The sequence below is a fragment of the Paenibacillus sp. JNUCC32 genome (assembly GCF_014863545.1).
Classification (GTDB): Bacteria; Bacillota; Bacilli; order Paenibacillales; family Paenibacillaceae; genus Paenibacillus_AQ; species Paenibacillus_AQ lautus_A.
On record NZ_CP062260.1, the window covers coordinates 1,707,154 to 1,723,589 of the forward strand.

General features: G+C 51.3%; 12 protein-coding genes. All 12 read left to right on the top strand.

Features of this window, described 5'->3' with window-relative positions; all coding sequences use genetic code 11:
* The first annotated feature begins 132 nt into the window (after nt 1–132).
* The 12 genes from JNUCC32_RS07895 to JNUCC32_RS07950 all read left to right on the top strand — a co-directional run bounded on the left by JNUCC32_RS07895 (nt 133) and on the right by JNUCC32_RS07950 (nt 16,427).
* On the top strand, nt 133–1,074 hold the full coding sequence (locus JNUCC32_RS07895) for a copper amine oxidase N-terminal domain-containing protein (RefSeq protein WP_192571584.1): 942 nt from the start codon (nt 133–135) through the stop codon (nt 1,072–1,074).
* Nucleotides 1,075–1,293: 219 nt separating this feature from the next.
* Nucleotides 1,294–2,601, top strand: a complete 1,308-nt coding sequence (locus JNUCC32_RS07900; protein ID WP_192571585.1) for an ABC transporter substrate-binding protein — start codon at nt 1,294–1,296, stop codon at nt 2,599–2,601.
* A gap of 33 nt (nt 2,602–2,634) precedes the next feature.
* Nucleotides 2,635–4,371, top strand: coding sequence for a sensor histidine kinase (locus JNUCC32_RS07905; protein WP_192571586.1), 1,737 nt, complete (start codon nt 2,635–2,637; stop codon nt 4,369–4,371).
* Nucleotides 4,349–5,995 (top strand): response regulator transcription factor, encoded by a 1,647-nt coding sequence (locus JNUCC32_RS07910; protein WP_192571587.1) that lies wholly within the window; start codon nt 4,349–4,351, stop codon nt 5,993–5,995. The genes JNUCC32_RS07905 and JNUCC32_RS07910 overlap by 23 nt, the downstream gene beginning before the upstream one ends.
* Nucleotides 5,996–6,196: 201 nt before the next feature.
* On the top strand, nt 6,197–7,525 hold the full coding sequence (locus JNUCC32_RS07915; RefSeq protein ID WP_192571588.1) for an ABC transporter substrate-binding protein: 1,329 nt from the start codon (nt 6,197–6,199) through the stop codon (nt 7,523–7,525).
* Between the two features lie 106 nt (nt 7,526–7,631).
* Complete coding sequence (locus JNUCC32_RS07920; RefSeq protein ID WP_096774104.1) at nt 7,632–8,558, top strand: carbohydrate ABC transporter permease; 927 nt, start codon at nt 7,632–7,634, stop codon at nt 8,556–8,558.
* Between the two features lie 12 nt (nt 8,559–8,570).
* Complete coding sequence (locus tag JNUCC32_RS07925; RefSeq protein ID WP_119847941.1) at nt 8,571–9,398, top strand: carbohydrate ABC transporter permease; 828 nt, start codon at nt 8,571–8,573, stop codon at nt 9,396–9,398.
* Nucleotides 9,398–10,366, top strand: a complete 969-nt coding sequence (locus JNUCC32_RS07930; RefSeq protein WP_192571589.1) for a phosphoglycerate dehydrogenase — start codon at nt 9,398–9,400, stop codon at nt 10,364–10,366. The genes JNUCC32_RS07925 and JNUCC32_RS07930 overlap by 1 nt, the downstream gene beginning before the upstream one ends.
* A 40-nt stretch (nt 10,367–10,406) precedes the next feature.
* The gene (locus JNUCC32_RS07935; RefSeq protein WP_192571590.1) at nt 10,407–11,336 is read left to right on the top strand and encodes a dihydrodipicolinate synthase family protein; all 930 of its coding nucleotides are present in this window, start codon (nt 10,407–10,409) and stop codon (nt 11,334–11,336) included.
* Between the two features lie 193 nt (nt 11,337–11,529).
* Nucleotides 11,530–12,885, top strand: a complete 1,356-nt coding sequence (locus tag JNUCC32_RS07940; RefSeq protein WP_192571591.1) for an extracellular solute-binding protein — start codon at nt 11,530–11,532, stop codon at nt 12,883–12,885.
* A gap of 280 nt (nt 12,886–13,165) precedes the next feature.
* Nucleotides 13,166–15,439, top strand: a complete 2,274-nt coding sequence (locus JNUCC32_RS07945; RefSeq protein WP_192571592.1) for an FIMAH domain-containing protein — start codon at nt 13,166–13,168, stop codon at nt 15,437–15,439.
* Between the two features lie 313 nt (nt 15,440–15,752).
* Entirely contained in the window at nt 15,753–16,427 is a 675-nt protein-coding gene (locus tag JNUCC32_RS07950) for a hypothetical protein (RefSeq protein ID WP_192571593.1), read from the top strand.
* The last annotated feature ends 9 nt before the right edge of the window (nt 16,428–16,436 follow it).

Below are 16,436 nucleotides of genomic sequence, written 5' to 3' on the forward strand. Positions count from 1 at the left end.
GAAAAGTCGCCATTATGGCGGCTTTTTGATTTTCACCGCATTATTCAAATCTTTACGATGATCTATTGAAGTCTATTTTTTCTGCCGATAAAGAATGGAGCATGCATATCTGATCATTCAGGAGGAATCATCATGAAAAAAACAGTCATCCTGCTAACCAGCGCGGCCCTGATGTTTGCGACCGCCGCAGGCACGATCTCAGCCAAACCAAGCAACACGCCCCCCGGCAAGACAAGTAACGCGGCATCGCCAAAGGGACCAAAAGAAAAAGAAACTCGTAATGACAAGCAGCAAACCGAGGAAGTCGATTCCTCTGATAAGTCCAGCAAAGAAGAGGACCAGGTTCAGGAATCCACAACGCCGGAAACAGAGAAAGCAAACGACCCTTCCACCGATAAAGTCGATTCCAAGAACAAAGGACACAAAGGATACAAAGGTTTGCTAAATGCCATTCAAAACGTTGAGGATAAACCGGCAGGCGCCGTTCTAGCCAATATTTTGCTTACCGAATATGCGGCCGAGTTAACGGACGAGCAACAAAAACAACTTGAGGCCATTATTGAAAAGGACAAGGCGTTAGAAGCGGCAGCGGACATGCTCGAAACAAACGGCAGCGTGACTGAAGCCGTGTATTTGCAAGAAGAAGCCATCAAAGCCAATTTTAAAAACCTGGATCTTTACAAAACCATGGGAAAGCTCAATAAAAAGGCAGGTAAAAAGAATGGAGTTAAGCTGTATGTGAACGGCGAAGCTTCGGACACCGAACCGTTTGTCAAAAAAGGCAATACATATGTTCCTTTTCGCGCCATAGCCGAGGCTTTGGAGGCTGAGGTTATATGGAATCCTGAAAAGCGTTCCATCACCGTCTCGAAGGACGGAGTGAGCATCCAACTCCTGGTTGGCAGTAAAACAGCGTCCGTCAATGGCAAGAAAATTTCGCTGGATGCCCCAGCTACCGTTACCAAGGGCAATACGTATGTGCCCGTACGCTTTATTAGCGAGGCATTGAATGCTACCGTCAAGTGGGAATCGGAAAGTCAGACCGTCGTTGTCTATGAAGAGAAAGCAGAATAGGTGAATTTCTAAGCCGCTAATCGGAACGAGATCAGCGGCTTTTTTCTATTAATAAAGTCTTTGATAAAGAGGGCCATTTCGTCTGTCGTAATGCCGAATGAGAATTAGGTCCATGCATGAAAGGCTAAATATGTATACCATATGTTAAATTTTTTCAGTGTCTTCTCCATTGTAAACGCTTTAATATCGATTTATGACCGACTGACAGGAGGGGAAGTTATGAAGTTTGCAGGACGTTTCTGCATGGTGTTATGGATTGTCGTCATCATGGTGTCGGCGACCGGATGCATGGCGGGGAGGAACGGGGCCGACAGCAGTATGTCTCACCAACCGGAACGCCCGTTTGACGATGTGCGGATTACCGCTTATATGGCTAAAAATCCGGTTGCGGATATCCTTCGCGCCCATCTTCCCGAATTTGAGAAGCAGACGGGTATCAAGGTGGATTTTCAAGCGTTGACCAATGAGCAGCTCAGCCAAAAGATGTTCGTACAGATGACGGTAGGTAGCGAAAGTCCCGATGTGTTCATGATCCGGCCGCTGGAAGAGCTAAGTCTGTATGAGAACAACGGCTGGTTAACGCCCTTGGAATCGTATGCCGTATCGGACCCGCGTTACGACTTCGCCGATTTCTCTTCAACGGCGCTGGAATCGGTAACGGTGAACGGGAAGCTGCTTGCCGTCCCGCTATCGACGGAGCAGCAGATACTATACTATCGCAAGGACCTGCTAGAGAAAAAAGGGATCGAAGTCCCGCAGACCTTAGAAGAGCTGGAAGCGGCGGTTAAACAGGTGCATGATCCCGAGCATGGCATGTACGGATTTGTCGCTAGAGGGCAGCGAAGCGCTCTCGTAACCCAGCTATCGTCATTCGTTTACTCCGAGGGCGGGAATTTTCTAAGCGCAGATAAAGCGGCATTGAACACAAAGGAAACGCTCAAGGGGATTCAGCGATATGTAAGGCTGCTCGGAAACTATGGACCGCCCGATGCGCTTAGTTACAGCTGGCCGCAATCCGCAGATCTCTTTGCGCAAGGAAAAGCGGTATTTTTCACCGATGCCAGCGCGATCTACTCCCTGCTAGCGCAATCGGGATTAGCCAAGGAGAAGATCGGGTATGCGCTCTTTCCGGCAGGTGATGCCGGTCGCAAGCCGTATAGCACCACTGCATGGGCCATTGGCATCAATGCGAATTCTGCCCGCAAGGATGCTGCCTGGGCATTCATCGAGTGGGCTTCGGGCAGGGACATGGTGCTGCAAGCCCAGAAGATCGGTAATCCGGGAGCGCGGAGCTCGCTGTGGCATGACAAGGAAGGAATCTCCGGCTTTCCGGATGAGCTGATTCCGGTCATCAATGAATCCATTCCGATCGGAATGAGCTACGACCGTCCAAAAGTCATTCACGTGAAGGAAGCACGGGACATTATCGGCGGTATCGTGGTGAAAGGAATTATCGGCGAAGATGTCGGAATTGCTGCGGAGTCGGCAAACGTTCAATTGCAAGAACTGATCGACAGCGAGAAGTAGAGCGAATCGCTCTGACACGGGGGTATGTTTTTGATGAAGCGGTTAAGAACAAGTACGTTTGCCAAGCTTACAACATTGCTGGCGGTCCTGGTTATTCCGATTATTTTGCTGTATGCCTACTCCCATCAGGTCAGCATCAACGTCGTCCGTTCGGCTGTGGAGGAGGGCCAGCGGAACCGACTGACGTTTTTCATGAGTCAGATGGACACCATGATCGACCAGCTAACGAAATATTCGGTGATCGCGAGCAATGATGACGGGATTAAGAGTTATCTGGCGGAGCGCTCAGGCAGCACTCCCATGGAACGAATCGACAGCCAGCAGCGGATCACGGATATGTTGAACATGCAGATTGCAACTAGCAGCTGGGACAGCCAAATCTTAATGTACCTGACGCCGTATCGTGAATTGCTGACAACCGACTTGTCGGCAAGGTATGATGCCGAATACTTGGCTCATGCCCATAAGCAAAACTGGACTTATCAACGGGATTCGCGAGGACAAGCTTTTTTTAGCTGGATGAGAACGTCCGCTTCTTCGCAGGATCTGATCGTGGAGGTCCGTTTCACCGACCAGAATCTGGTCAATATGCTGAATCGGTTGAAACAGGACGGGGACAGCGAGCCATTCCTGTATGCACCTGACGGAACCGTTATTGCCAACAGCACATCGGTCGAAGAAACGATACGAATGGCCGCCGGCACCCTGAACGAATTGCGACTCGGGGAAGAGGGCAGCCGAATCGTGCAATCGGGGCAAGGCAAATATGTAATGAATTACGTCTTGTCCAGCAGTTTGGGCTGGTATCTGGTGGATTTCGTCCGGCTGGACAGCGTATATTCCCCGATCACCTTAAGCAGCGCCCTCTTTTATATTTCCGTATCGCTCCTGCTTGTTCTCGTTTTACTGCTGACCTTGTTGTTGTACCGCAATGTCCAGCGTCCGATTTCCCGCCTGCTTCATGCGGTGAGAAGGATTAGGGACGGTCAATACAAGACGCGCCTGAAGGATGTGCCGAAGAACGAGTTCATGTATCTGTTTCACTCCTTCAACAACATGGCAGAGCAAATCGAGGAGCTCATCGAACGGGTATACAAAGAGTCTTTGCGATCCAAGGAAGCCACGCTTAAGCAGCTCCAATCGCAAATTAACCCTCACTTCCTGTATAACTGCCTGTTCTACATCAAAAACATGGCCAATCTTGGCGATAAGGAAGCTGTCGTGGCCATGGCCCTGAACTTGGGGGAGTATTACCGGTACACGACGCGACTGGAAAAACCGACCGCGCCCCTTGAAGAGGAAGTGAAGCTGGTTGACAATTATTTAACGATTCAGATGCTGCGGCTTCAGCGACTAACCTTCGAGATCGAGGTTCCTGACAGCATGATGCAGCTCGAGATTCCGCGTCTTCTGCTTCAGCCTATCGTGGAAAATGCCGTCATCCATGGTGTTGAGGATCAGTTGGATTTCGCGATGATTCATATTTCCGGTGAAATCGAAGGGAGTCGATGCAGGATCAGAATTGACAACAACGGCCAGGGCATGGACGTAGGCATCATCGACAAGCTGAATCGACAGGTCGAAGAGCCTTTGAACGAAAGCGGAGGATTCGGTCTATGGAACATTCATCAGAGACTGGTCACCCGGTACGGCAAACATGCGGGCCTGGCCTTTTCAGAATCGCCGTCAGGAGGACTTCGCGTGGAAATATGCTGGGAAATACCGAGTAGGGAAGGGAGGGATAACGTTGTATACATTGCTGATCGTTGATGATGAAGCAAGCGTGGTGGAGGGGCTTGCGCATACGATACCTTGGCAGAAAATCGGGATCGATGAGGTGCACAAGGCATACTCTGCTTTCGAAGCGCTGGAAATACTGCAGACGCAGCCGGTCGACATCATGATTTCCGACATCACGATGCCACGGATGAACGGCCTCGAGCTTGTCGAGATCACGAAATCAAAATGGAAGCATATCAAAACGATCCTGCTGTCCGGGTATGCCGATTTTGCTTACGCGAAGGAAGCCATTACGCTTGGCACTTATGAGTACCTGCTAAAACCCGTCAGCGACGAAGTCGTTCTTGAAAAAGTAGGCGGAGCTGTGGAATCGCTGCGGCAGGAGCGTGAGTCCAGCGAAACCTATAATCGCGCGGTTCAGGCTTTTCGGGTTAATCTGCCACATATTCGAGGCGAATTCCTGAATCAGCTGCTTCAAGGCATGAAATCACCAAAGAACGTTTGGGCCGAAAAACTGGAGCTGCTTGAAATGAAATCCGCCATCGGAAACCAAGCGGCTCTGATGCTTGTACGCATGGAGGACCGTCTGACGGAAATGAGCCCTTATGACTCCTCCATCATGGAGTACGCGATCGGAAACATGGCGGACGAGATCTTCGGGGAACGGTTTCGATTGTGGCGATGCAGGGACATACATGGATATCTGGTCTTTTTTGTTTTTGAAAGCGATGATTCGGCTGCTGGAATGCACCCTCATGAGCATTCGGAGGAGAATGAGCTCAAGCATTTCGCTGCACAGCTGCAGATGAATGTCAGCCGTTACCTGAAAGGAACAATCTCCGTCTTGATAGGAAAGCGAGGTTCCTTCCCGGAAGATGTCCGAAAGCTGTATCAAGACAGTCTTTTCGCTTTGCGCCGCCATATTGGCAGCCACAGTGATATGTTCGTTTACGCAGAAGATGAGGAGGAGCTGCATCCGGTCCGTTCCTTGCAAAAGTGTTATGAGCCTCCGCTGCTCCCTCATCTGCTGGAATCCGGCAGTTGGAAGCAAATCCAAGAGAAACTTGAGCAGATCCTGAAGGAATTGTCGCTCGCGCACAGCCAATCTCAAGAGCATGTAACCGAAGCCTTTTTCTATATATATTCCTCGCTAAGCGCATATGCGCACAAGAACGGACGCAGTCTGGCCGATATCGTCGGAGCGTCCCTTGCGGATGTAACGGGACTCTCGCAATGCACGACTGCGGCCACGCTCGGCAAATGGGTGGGCCAAGTTCTGCCTCTACTGGAGTCAAGCGCCGAACAGGCAACGCGCAGCGACCGGAGCGCTGCCGTGTCCCGGATGAAACGGTTCATACGGGATCATCTGTCTCAGGATATTTCCCTGCAAGCCATTGCGGACCATATGTATATGCATCCGGTTCACGTGTCCCGCCTCTTTAAAATGGAGACCGGATCGAACGTGAGCGATTATGTGCTCCGATTGAAAATGGAGCAAGCGGCCGAGCTGCTGGCCGACCACTCCTTGAAAAACTTCGAAATTGCCCTGAAGCTGGGATACCACAACCCGAATTATTTTATTCGGGTGTTCAAAAAGTATTATTCCGTGACGCCGCAAGAATACCGAAACAGTTTGGAAACCGGAATGCCGTAATAAAGCCTGTAATACCGTCCGTTTTCAGCCATGCATTTGGGCTGGAAGCGGGCTTTTTTTGTCTAATTCGGCCGCTGCTTTCGATTGCGGCATCATGTTAAGTAAGGAGAGCGGATGTTAAGCCTATATCATTTAACCCAGTTTATGAAGCCCTTACAATGAATGGTGTAAGGACATTCCACTATATGCTGAGGGGTGAACATGATGAAGATGAAGAAAAACTCCATACGATGGGTAACGGCAGCTTTAGTCATGATATTGATGGCAGGATGCAGCGTAGGGGGAACGGGTGGCAGCGGATCAGGGAGTGAGGAGCCGGGCAAGGAAACCCTGACATTCTGGATGAAGAAGCAGATGTTCGAAGAGCAAAACCAGATGATCCAAGAGAGGGCAAAACAGTTCGGGGAAGAGCATGATGTGAATGTCAACGTGGAGTTTATCGCTTACGAGGACTTTTATCCGAAATGGTCGGCAGCCATCGAATCGGGTACTACGCCGGACGTCTCCTTCTTCGGCTACCAGGAAGTCGGACAGTTCTATGCCAAGGACGTTCTTGAGGAGGTTACCGACGTTGTGGGCAGCGTGGAGAACGTAAACGGGGAAATACAGGACAGCCTGAAAACCTCCGTGTCGTTCGAGGACAAGTTATACGGAGTGCCGTTCTGGACCGAGTCCACGGCTTTATACTATCGCAAGGACATGCTTCAGGCAGCCGGTTACAGCGAGCCGCCTGGAACCTGGGAGGAATTCCGCGAAATGGCGAAGGCACTCACGGATTCTTCCAAAGGGATATACGGCGCAGGACTCGGGTACGGGAAAGGCAATTCCGATGCCGAATGGCTGACCCGGGCGATCATCTGGTCCTACGGAGGTTCCCTCGATACCGAGGACGGCAAGAATGTAGCGGTGAATACGCCCGAAACTCTTCAGGCGGTTCAGTTGATCAGGGACATTTTCATCGAAGATAAGGTAACGCCTCCGAGCTCCATCGGATGGGATGACAGCGGCAACAACAAATCGTATTTAAGCGGCCAGTCGGCCATGATCTTCAACGTCGGCAGCTTGGCTGCGACGATCAAGAACGATAATCCCGAATTGTACGAGAATACGGGGATCGCCATGCTGCCCGCAGGACCGAAGGGAGCGGTAGTGCCTGGCATTAGCAACAATCTAGGCATATTCAAGGCATCTGCGAACAAGGAGCTTGCCAAATCCTTCATCGAATATATGACGGACAAAGCGTGGTACGGCCAGTGGGTGCAGAATGGAGCTCCATTGACCGGTCCGATTTACACGGACCTGGCAAACGAATCCGTATGGCAGGAGGAGAAGAACAAAGGATTCGTCGACTCCATCGCACATTTCGCTTTCCTTGGATACCCTGCGGAGTATAGCCCGAAGGCTGGAGAGATTTATAACCTTCGATATGTCAACGACGTTTTCCAAAAGATGCTTCTGGATTCCGGCTTCACGGCTCAACAAGCAGTGGACGAATTACAGAGCAAGATCGAGGCGGTATACGCGAAGTAGGGTTATGACTTAACCGCGCATCAGGCTCCGCAGTCCGATTACAAGGCATCGATGCAAGGTCCGTGGCTGCGGATGAGCCTGAGGCGTCAGAAAGAAGGTGCTCTCAATGAAAAGCTTGGAAGTCCAAACAACGCCGGGGAAAACCCGGGCGCCTAGGCGGGAACGAAGTGATACAAGCAGCAGGCTGGCTTATCTTCTCATGAGTCCGGTGCTAATCTATTTGCTGGCTGTCATGGCGCTCCCTTTTTGCTGGGCGGTCTATCTTAGCTTGACGAATAAAGTGGTCGGCGTTCCCGAAACGTTCATCGGCCTGCGCAACTATACGGAGCTATTTACCGATTCCGTGTTTTGGAAGGCGGTATGGAATACGGTTGTCTTTACGATGGTGGCCGTCATTTTGAAAGCGGTCTTCGGGATGATTATGGCGCTCGTGCTTAACGAGAATATCGTTGCTCGAAACTTTTTCAGGGTGATGCTGTTTCTTCCGTGGACCATCCCCACGATCGTCTCCGTATTTACCTGGCAGTGGATTTACTCCGACGTCGGCGGCGTGCTGAATGCCATGCTCCTCAAAACAGGGCTCATCGACAGTCCCGTCGGTTGGTTGGCCACACCGGACCTGGCCATGTTCTCGGTCATTCTCGTCAACGTGTGGCGGGGCATTCCGTTCATGGGCATTGCCATATTGGCCGGACTGCAGACGGTGTCCAAAGAGATGTATGAAGCCGCTATGCTGGATGGAGCGGGAGCGATCAAGCGCTTTTTCTACATGACGCTCCCCTCGGTAAAAGAAGTGACCATACTGTCTTCCGTCATCACCACCATCTGGACGCTGAACGACTTCGAGATTATCTGGCTGCTGACACGCGGCGGTCCAGACAATGGCACGCAGGTGTTATCCACGCTTAGCTATACCGTCGGCTTTCTGAACATGAGTCTCGGCAAAGCAATTGCGATTTCCCTCATTACGCTGCCGCCGCTTATCATGCTGATCAATTATGTGACCAAGCGTTCGCTGGCGTCCGACAAGTAAGGAGTGATCTTAATGAAGAATTCGCTCGGCAAGCAAGTTACGGTATACTCGACGCTCGCGCTGCTGCTAATATTCGCGCTCTTCCCTTTATATTGGATGGTGATTACCTCCTTCAAATCCAACGGGGAGATCTATTCCATGACGCCTACGTTTTGGCCGAAGGAATTTCTCGGAACCGCCTACGATAAGCTGATCAACGAAAAGGGCTTTATGACGAATATCAAAAACAGCTTGTTCGTCTCGTTGATCGTATCCTTGTTCTCGATCACGGTCAGCATGTTGGCTGCATATGCGATCTCCAAGCTCAGGTTTCGAGGAAGAAGCTTCATCTCCAAAAGCATTCTGTATGCGTACCTGATGCCGAGAGCCGTTCTGTTTATCCCGCTGTACATGCTGGTGACGGCCATCGGCATCAACAATTCCATTTACGGTCTCATGCTGATTTATCCGACGATCACGATTCCGTATGCTACGTGGATGCTCATTTCCTATTTTAGATCCATCCCGGACGAGATCGAGGAAGCGGCCATGATCGATGGATGTTCGCGAATCCGTACGATGACCAAGATCATTTTTCCGTTATCGGCTCCGGGCATTGCGGCTACCTTCATTTTTTCGTTCACGTTATGCTGGAGCGAATATCTGTATGCATTGGTTGTTGTCACAAAAGGCGCTGACAAGACGATCACGCTGGGATTGTCGGATATGATCGTCGGCGACGTCTTCGCATGGGGACCCCTGATGGGTGGCTCCATTATTGCATCGATTCCGGTCATCGTGATGTATCTGTTTACATCAAAATATATGGTAAGCGGAATGACGGTAGGAGGAGTTAAATAATGAAGGCGAAAAAAGTGTTAGTAACGGCTACGAATTACTCCAAACTGTGCGCGGATGCGAAGCGGCTGCTCGAAAGCCATGGATGCGAGATCATCGAGAATCGTTTCGGACGTCCGCTGACGTTCGAGGAACTGAAGGAAGTGGTGGGATCGGTCGACGGCGTCATTGCCGGCGTGGATACTTGGAATGAGGCGGTATTCAAGCTTGCGCCGCAGCTTCAAGGCATCGCCCGTTTCGGCGTTGGCGTGGACAATATCGATTTGGAGGCTGCAAGAAAGTATGGGATACAAGTAACCAATGTACCACGAGGCAATGCCAACGCGGTGGCCGAGCTGGCGATCGGATTGATGATCTCGGTCCGTCGTCACATTCCCGAGCTGGATCGATCGACGAAGAACGGCGGCTGGGAACGTTTTGTCGGCTCTGAGCTTGCTGGAGGAACGATCGGCCTTTTAGGTTTCGGGAATATCGCACAGCTCACCGCGAAGAAGTTGAAGGGCTTTGATGTCGAGATTATCGCTTATGATAAATATCCAGATACAGCTAAAGCGTCGGAATACGGCGTTACAATGACAACTTTCGAGCATGTGCTGGCGCATAGCGATATCGTCAGCATGCATTTACCCAGCGTGAAAGAGACGCACCATATTATGAATGACAAGGCTTTTGCCAGGATGAAACCATCCGCCATTTTCATCAACACCGCGAGAGGAGCCGTCGTGGATGAACAGGCGCTTTCCCGGGCGCTGTCGTTTGGAGTCATCGCCGGGGCGGCCATCGATGTCTACGAGTCCGAGCCCGTAACCCCCGGCCATCCGATTTTGCAAATCGGGAACCTGATAACGACGCCGCACACCGCAGCCGAGACTTTCGAGACCTATACGCGGGTCAGCATGATTACCGCTCAGGCATTGCTGGATATATTCGAAGGAAGGGAACCGCAAAATATACTGACTGCAAAAGAATAAAGCACAACCAATGATACGAACCATTCAGGAGGGGACGCATATGTATCAGATCATCACCGATGGCAACTGGCCGGTTATGCTAACGCCGTTTACGGAGCAGAACAATGTGGATTACGAGGCCTTGGAGCGCCTTATCGATTGGTATATCGAACGGGGGGCGGACGGACTCTTTGCCGTCTGTCAATCCAGCGAAATGTATACATTGACTCTGGAGGAGCGCGTATTGATTGCAGCCTTCGTCAAAGCGAAGGCTGCCGGCCGGGTACCGGTCATTGCATCGGGTCATGTATCGGATGCGTTTGAGGACCAGGTAACAGAGCTGAACGCCATGGCCGAAACCGGCGTCGATGCCGTCGTACTAATCACGAACAGGCTTGCCGCCGCTGAGGAATCCGATGATGTGTGGCTGGCGAATCTCGATAAGCTGCTCGGGCGTTTACCAGAACAGGTCCCCCTCGGATTATATGAGTGTCCAGCCCCGTATAGGCGGCTTCTGACGCCCGAGATGCTGAAGAAATGCTCCGATACCGGACGCTTCAGGTTTATCAAGGACGTGAGCTGCGACCTGCAGCTGATCGGGGATAAACTCAAGGCGGTCCTGGGCGGAAGTCTGAAAATCTTCAACGCCAATACGGCGACGCTTCTGGACAGCTACCGGCTCGGCGCTTTCGGCTTCAGCGGCGTGATGGCCAACTTCCACCCCGAGTTGTATACATGGCTGTTCAGGAATTGGGAAAGCCAACCGGAAGCGGCAGGGGAACTGTCTGATTTTCTTAGTGTGTCGTCATTTCTTGAGAAGCAGCTCTACCCGGTGAATGCCAAGTATTACCTCATGCTGGAGGGCATACTGACAAACTATCGCTGCCGTTCGAAAAATCATGAGGAATTCAGTGCCACCCAACGGCTGGAGATCGAGCAATTATACCGGGTGTCCAAACAATATGCCCGGAAGTATCCCGTTTTTACTTAAAGCGATATCGGAAAAATACGTTGAAGAGTAAAGTCGCCTACCATGGCGGCTTTTTTAGTATTGTTAATTCAAGATTGTCTGCTTGGATACAGCTTCCACAGGATTTCATTTTGCCAAACGAACTGAAGAGTGATTATACTATAAGAATGGATTGATGCAGCAAACCAGTTATGGTAAATAAAGGTGGTCTCATATGGCTAAATCCGACCGGTATACGTATCAAAATAAAATGAAGCACATGGTCACCGACCTGCGCCAACAAATTAAACGCGGCACTTACGCTCAAGGCGAATATCTACCATCGGAGATGACCCTGATCGAGCTGTATGGACTGAGCAAAAATTCAGTCCGGCAGGCGCTGGATCGGCTGGTTCAGGAAGAATTGATCGTGAAAGTGCCTCGCGTAGGCACCCAAGTAGTTGCAGCTTCCCGGCAAACTCGTAAGATTCGTTTCGGTTTGTACCCTTCCCTATATGCGGAGGCCGAAATGGAAGATGTGCTCGCCTTATTTCAGGAGCGGCATCCGGGGGTGGCTGTGGAGATTGTGGACCTTCCCTACGAACATCCGGAAAGCATCGCCAATCTGATGAGGCTTGGCATTGTGGATGTGCTGTCCGTCAACATCCAGGATATGATGCATTTTCAGGAGAACGGCAGTACCGGTCTGTTTTACCGTCAGGAGCCGCGCGCGTCTACTTATACTTTTTTGCACAGCCCGTTCATGGATGCCGAAGGCCGGCTGGCGGCGCAGCCGTTCATTCATTCTCCCGTCCTCTTGGCCTACAATAAAGAGCATCTGCGGGAAAAGCGCCAGTTTGAGCCGGACAGCAGTTGGGGCTGGGACGATCTCCAGCGAATGCTGCGTGAGCTGAGAAGCCCCGGGCGCTACAGCCTGGCCTTGCAATTGTACTCGTTGAACCGCTGGCCGATATTCCTCATGCAGCGAAGGGGCAATGCTGAGATCGATGCTTCGTGGAGCCGTGCGGTCGAGGGGCTGTCTTGGCTTCGCGGATTGATTCACGAGGACGGCATGTTCCCGCTGGCCTTGGCCCAAGGGGCTTTTGAAGCAGAGAAGCTGTTCCGCGAGCAAAAGGTCTCTGTCATTCTGACGACCTATTATCTGCTCAACCAGCTGAAGGGAGCGACCTTTGATTATGACGTCGCGCCGCTGCCGCATTTTGATCATGGGACAACCCTGCTATTGGGCACCGGAATCGGGGTCAGCGCGTGCTCCAAGGAGCGGGAGCTGGCCCAGAGCTTTGCCGATTTCCTAGTCTCTGACGAAGTGCAGGAATACATTCGCAGGCATACCTACAGCATTCCGGCGAACCGTTACATCACCGAGAACGTAGATCCGGAGATGGAAGGCCGGCCGTCCCGTCTCAACCTGCATCGAGAAATAGCCCCGCTGTATAAGACCTGCAGAGATGTAGGGCTTAGCCTGGACGAGATGCTGCTGTTCCGGGAACGGCTGAAGCAATATTTCTCCTACCTTGTAGACGAAAGGGAACTGATATCCGTGCTGAGCAGGAAAACGGCAGGAACCTAAATGGTTACGAAAGCTGCGACCGATGAGGTCGCGGCTTTTTTTTTGAGTTATCGTTTTCCATTTGAATAACCAGATAAGAACCAGTTGACAGACGGTGGGGTGTATGCTAAATTCTTTGCGAACATATGAACTACATAAATACCAGAGAAGCATGAACAACACTTCATAACGGAGGAGGGATGCCGCGATCCTTGCTAGGTAAACGCTCGAGTTGCCCTTATAGGTCGGTCCATTTGATTGATTTGGCAGTACATTCCATACCAGAAACGAGGATGAATTGATGAACGTTACCCACAGCAAATCTCAAGCGAAGAAGGGACTCCGTCATCTATGTCTCGCCATTTGCATCACATTGCTGACTGCGGTTTTCTTCCCGGCAAGCGCCTCGGCGGAAATCGGCAAAACTTACAGCGACCCTATCGATTTGGGCTCCCCGATGCAAAGCGTTGCCATATATGACGGGGCCTTTGGCATACAAGACGGACGGGAGGTTATTTATACGACGGTGTCCGGCAAGCCGGCTATTTTTCATGTCATTGATCTGAAAACCAAAGAGGTGCTGAGCACGCATCCGCTTACGGGTTCCGAAAGCTCGTGGACGCATTTGACGACCCCGGACGGCACGGTGTATATCGGGGGCAACGGCACGCTGTACGCCTACTCTCCGGTTACGAAACAGCTGAAAAATCTGGGCGGCATCGGTGAGCAGGTTGTTTACGGCCTGTCTCACGATGAACAGGGCCGTGTCTACTTCGGTTCTTACCCGAATGCGAAAGCGGGCCGATACGATCCAGCTACAGGGGAAATGAAGGACTATGGCATCGTAGGCACGGGTCAAAGCTACAGCCGTTCCACGGCATATCATGGCGGATATCTGTATGTCGGCATCGGGATTGAAGGCAGCATTGTAAAAGTGAACGTGGCGACTGGGGAGAAGGAAACCATCCAGCTTCCGTCCTATAACGGAGCGGTAGACCTCGGCATGGTGAACCAGCTGGACGTTGCGGGCAAATATTTGGTTGCCGGCATCGGCAAAGGGAACAGCGGGCTTCTGTTCTATGACCTGGAGCTGCAGCAATGGAGCGATACCTACCATCTGAACAATAAAGGCATCCGCCTCTCTTACGGGCCGGAGGGCAGCAATAAAATCTATTTCGTCCAGAATAACCATCTGATGGAAGTGGATTTGAATACCCTTGCTGCGGTTGACACCGGCGTCGTGTACGGAACGTTCCTGCGCAATACGGCCTGGGTGGAGGTGCCGAACGATCCGGATCTACCGGGTGTTTCGCTTGCAACCGTTCAATTCGGAGGCAGCGTCGCTTACATGAATCTGACGACCAAGCAGGTCAAAGCCGTACCTTATCCGGTGAAAGGCAATCCGATTCCTGTTCAAACCATGGAGAACGGTCCGGATGGACGGCTGTTTATCAGCGGTTACCCTGGCGGCACAGGGTCCGCGTATTCCATCGACACCGGAACCTTCGAGACCTTCCCGATGGGTCAGTCGGAGGGCATGGTCGCCATGAACGGCAAGATGTATATGGGCGTATATCCGGGTGCGGATATTTTCGAATACAATGCGGAAAATCCGACCCAGCGCAAGAGCCTGTTCAAAATTACCGGTCAGGACCGTCCGTTCATCATGAGAGCAGCGGATGGTAAACTGTTCATCGGAACCATTCCGGACTACGGCAAGCTGGGCGGCTCCCTGACGATCTATGATCCGGCAAACGGCAGCCAGTATACCGAATACAAAAACGTCATCAACAATCAATCGATTGTCGGCATTGCGGTAAAAGACGGTAAGGTATATGGCTCAACCACCGTTGCCGGCGGGCTGGGCATCACGCCTTCCGAGCCGGCTGCCAAAATGTTTGTCTGGGATATCGCGACGGGCAAGGTGGAGAAGGAATGGGTTCCTTCTATTGAAGGTGCTTCTCCAACGCCGCATATTATTAGCGGAACCAGCTTCGGTCCGGACGGACTGCTGTGGGCGGCTTACGACGGGACGCTCTTTGCCGTAGATCCGGATACCCTGGAAATCGTAAAAAGCAAAACGATATACGAAGGCGTGGAGAAATACGGCAACTGGCGTCCGGTGTATATTCGCTGGGGCGAGGACGGCCTCATGTATCTGACGCTTGCCGGTCACGTCACCGTGGTTGACCCGGTTACGATGGAGTTTCAGACGCTGGCGGAATCCCAGCATGTGAATCTCGGACACGACGGCCATATTTACTACACGAATGATACGCAATTGATGAAGATTGAAGTGTCGGATGCTGCAGCATCGGATACGATTGGGGCACTGATGGACGATATTCAGTCCTGGAAGCAACAAGGCGATATCAGCCATCCGCTGAGCCAGCAGATCGGCAATGCGCTGAAACAAGCGGAGCTGAAGCAGAAGCAAGGGAAGCAGGAACAGGCCGTGAAACACCTGAATGATGCGATCAAGCACCTGAATAAAGCTAAAATCGGCGGGATAACCGAAGAGAAGCGTTCGGAAGTGAAGCAGCGCATTCAAGCGTTCATTGATGAATGGTCCTGATTGAATCAAGGAGATGGTGGTAGGTTGAAATTACCGCAACCATAACGGAATTTTTCATGACAAAAGTCGCCAATCTGGCGACTTTTTTTGTTCCTGCGATGCAGGTGCTTACCTTTGGACGATAAGAAGAGAGACGAACCTATCAACACAGCCGTCTAAGGTGATGGCTTATTGTTAACCGAAGCCAATGAAGGAGATTTGTGTGTTAATATAGTAACGTGTTTAGCTGAGGAGCTGAGGGGCATTCGGTCGGTGAACTTTTGTTACCAGAACCTTAATAACCAGCTTAACGGCGAGAAGGAGAAGGGTACATATGGATAAGCAGGCTTATGCACGGTATCTGCTCAACCTGATGGATGAAGAAGCAGATTCCGATGAGGCCGTGATTGAAGAAGCAGCGTTATATGGATATTTTCAAATGTATATGCCTAGCGGAAAAGGGGTGGAGGCCACCTTTGAGCCGCTTGAGGATGGACATGCTTACTTGCGGCGGATCTCCCGGATTTACGAGATGCTGGACCCGGAGGATTTTACCGGAGGAACAGTGCCGGCCTATTTTAACGGCAAAGGGGATGAGGTATCCGAGGACGTATTGAGAGGTTATGGCGAGCAGTTTATTCGGGAGTTAAAGCAGCTGCTGGATATTTTTGCGAAATGGGAACGTGCAGCGGAAGCGGTCGCCTACCTGGATGGAATCGAAAAAATCGAGCTTCTTCCTCCAGGGAAAATAGACAGCGTTCGCGAATCCTATGATCCCGATGTCTATGAGGCGCTGTCCGAAGTGATTATGGAGCACAAAAACGAAGAGGAGCCTATAGAGATTCTGGACGAGGCTTTTTATTCGATTGCCTGCGATTACTGGATCTCCTACTATTTGCAGTGGCACCGTTACGGGCTAAAAGGCGACCCGATGGCGCCGTATTTCGAGCTGCACAGGTTGGGGTATTCGGCTGTTTTCTCAGGCGAGAAGCTGTATATCGGCACATAGCATAGAAGG

Excerpts from the sequence above, each read along its gene's own strand:
- JNUCC32_RS07925 (WP_119847941.1), top strand. The coding sequence starts at position 8,571 with ATGAAGAATTCGCTCGGCAAGCAAGTTACGGTATACTCGACGCTCGCG.
- JNUCC32_RS07935 (WP_192571590.1), top strand. The coding sequence starts at position 10,407 with ATGTATCAGATCATCACCGATGGCAACTGGCCGGTTATGCTAACGCCG.
- JNUCC32_RS07895 (WP_192571584.1), top strand. The coding sequence starts at position 133 with ATGAAAAAAACAGTCATCCTGCTAACCAGCGCGGCCCTGATGTTTGCG.
- JNUCC32_RS07930 (WP_192571589.1), top strand. The coding sequence starts at position 9,398 with ATGAAGGCGAAAAAAGTGTTAGTAACGGCTACGAATTACTCCAAACTG.
- JNUCC32_RS07900 (WP_192571585.1), top strand. The coding sequence starts at position 1,294 with ATGAAGTTTGCAGGACGTTTCTGCATGGTGTTATGGATTGTCGTCATC.
- JNUCC32_RS07920 (WP_096774104.1), top strand. The coding sequence starts at position 7,632 with ATGAAAAGCTTGGAAGTCCAAACAACGCCGGGGAAAACCCGGGCGCCT.
- JNUCC32_RS07950 (WP_192571593.1), top strand. The coding sequence starts at position 15,753 with ATGGATAAGCAGGCTTATGCACGGTATCTGCTCAACCTGATGGATGAA.
- JNUCC32_RS07915 (WP_192571588.1), top strand. The coding sequence starts at position 6,197 with ATGATGAAGATGAAGAAAAACTCCATACGATGGGTAACGGCAGCTTTA.
- JNUCC32_RS07905 (WP_192571586.1), top strand. The coding sequence starts at position 2,635 with ATGAAGCGGTTAAGAACAAGTACGTTTGCCAAGCTTACAACATTGCTG.
- JNUCC32_RS07940 (WP_192571591.1), top strand. The coding sequence starts at position 11,530 with ATGGCTAAATCCGACCGGTATACGTATCAAAATAAAATGAAGCACATG.
- JNUCC32_RS07945 (WP_192571592.1), top strand. The coding sequence starts at position 13,166 with ATGAACGTTACCCACAGCAAATCTCAAGCGAAGAAGGGACTCCGTCAT.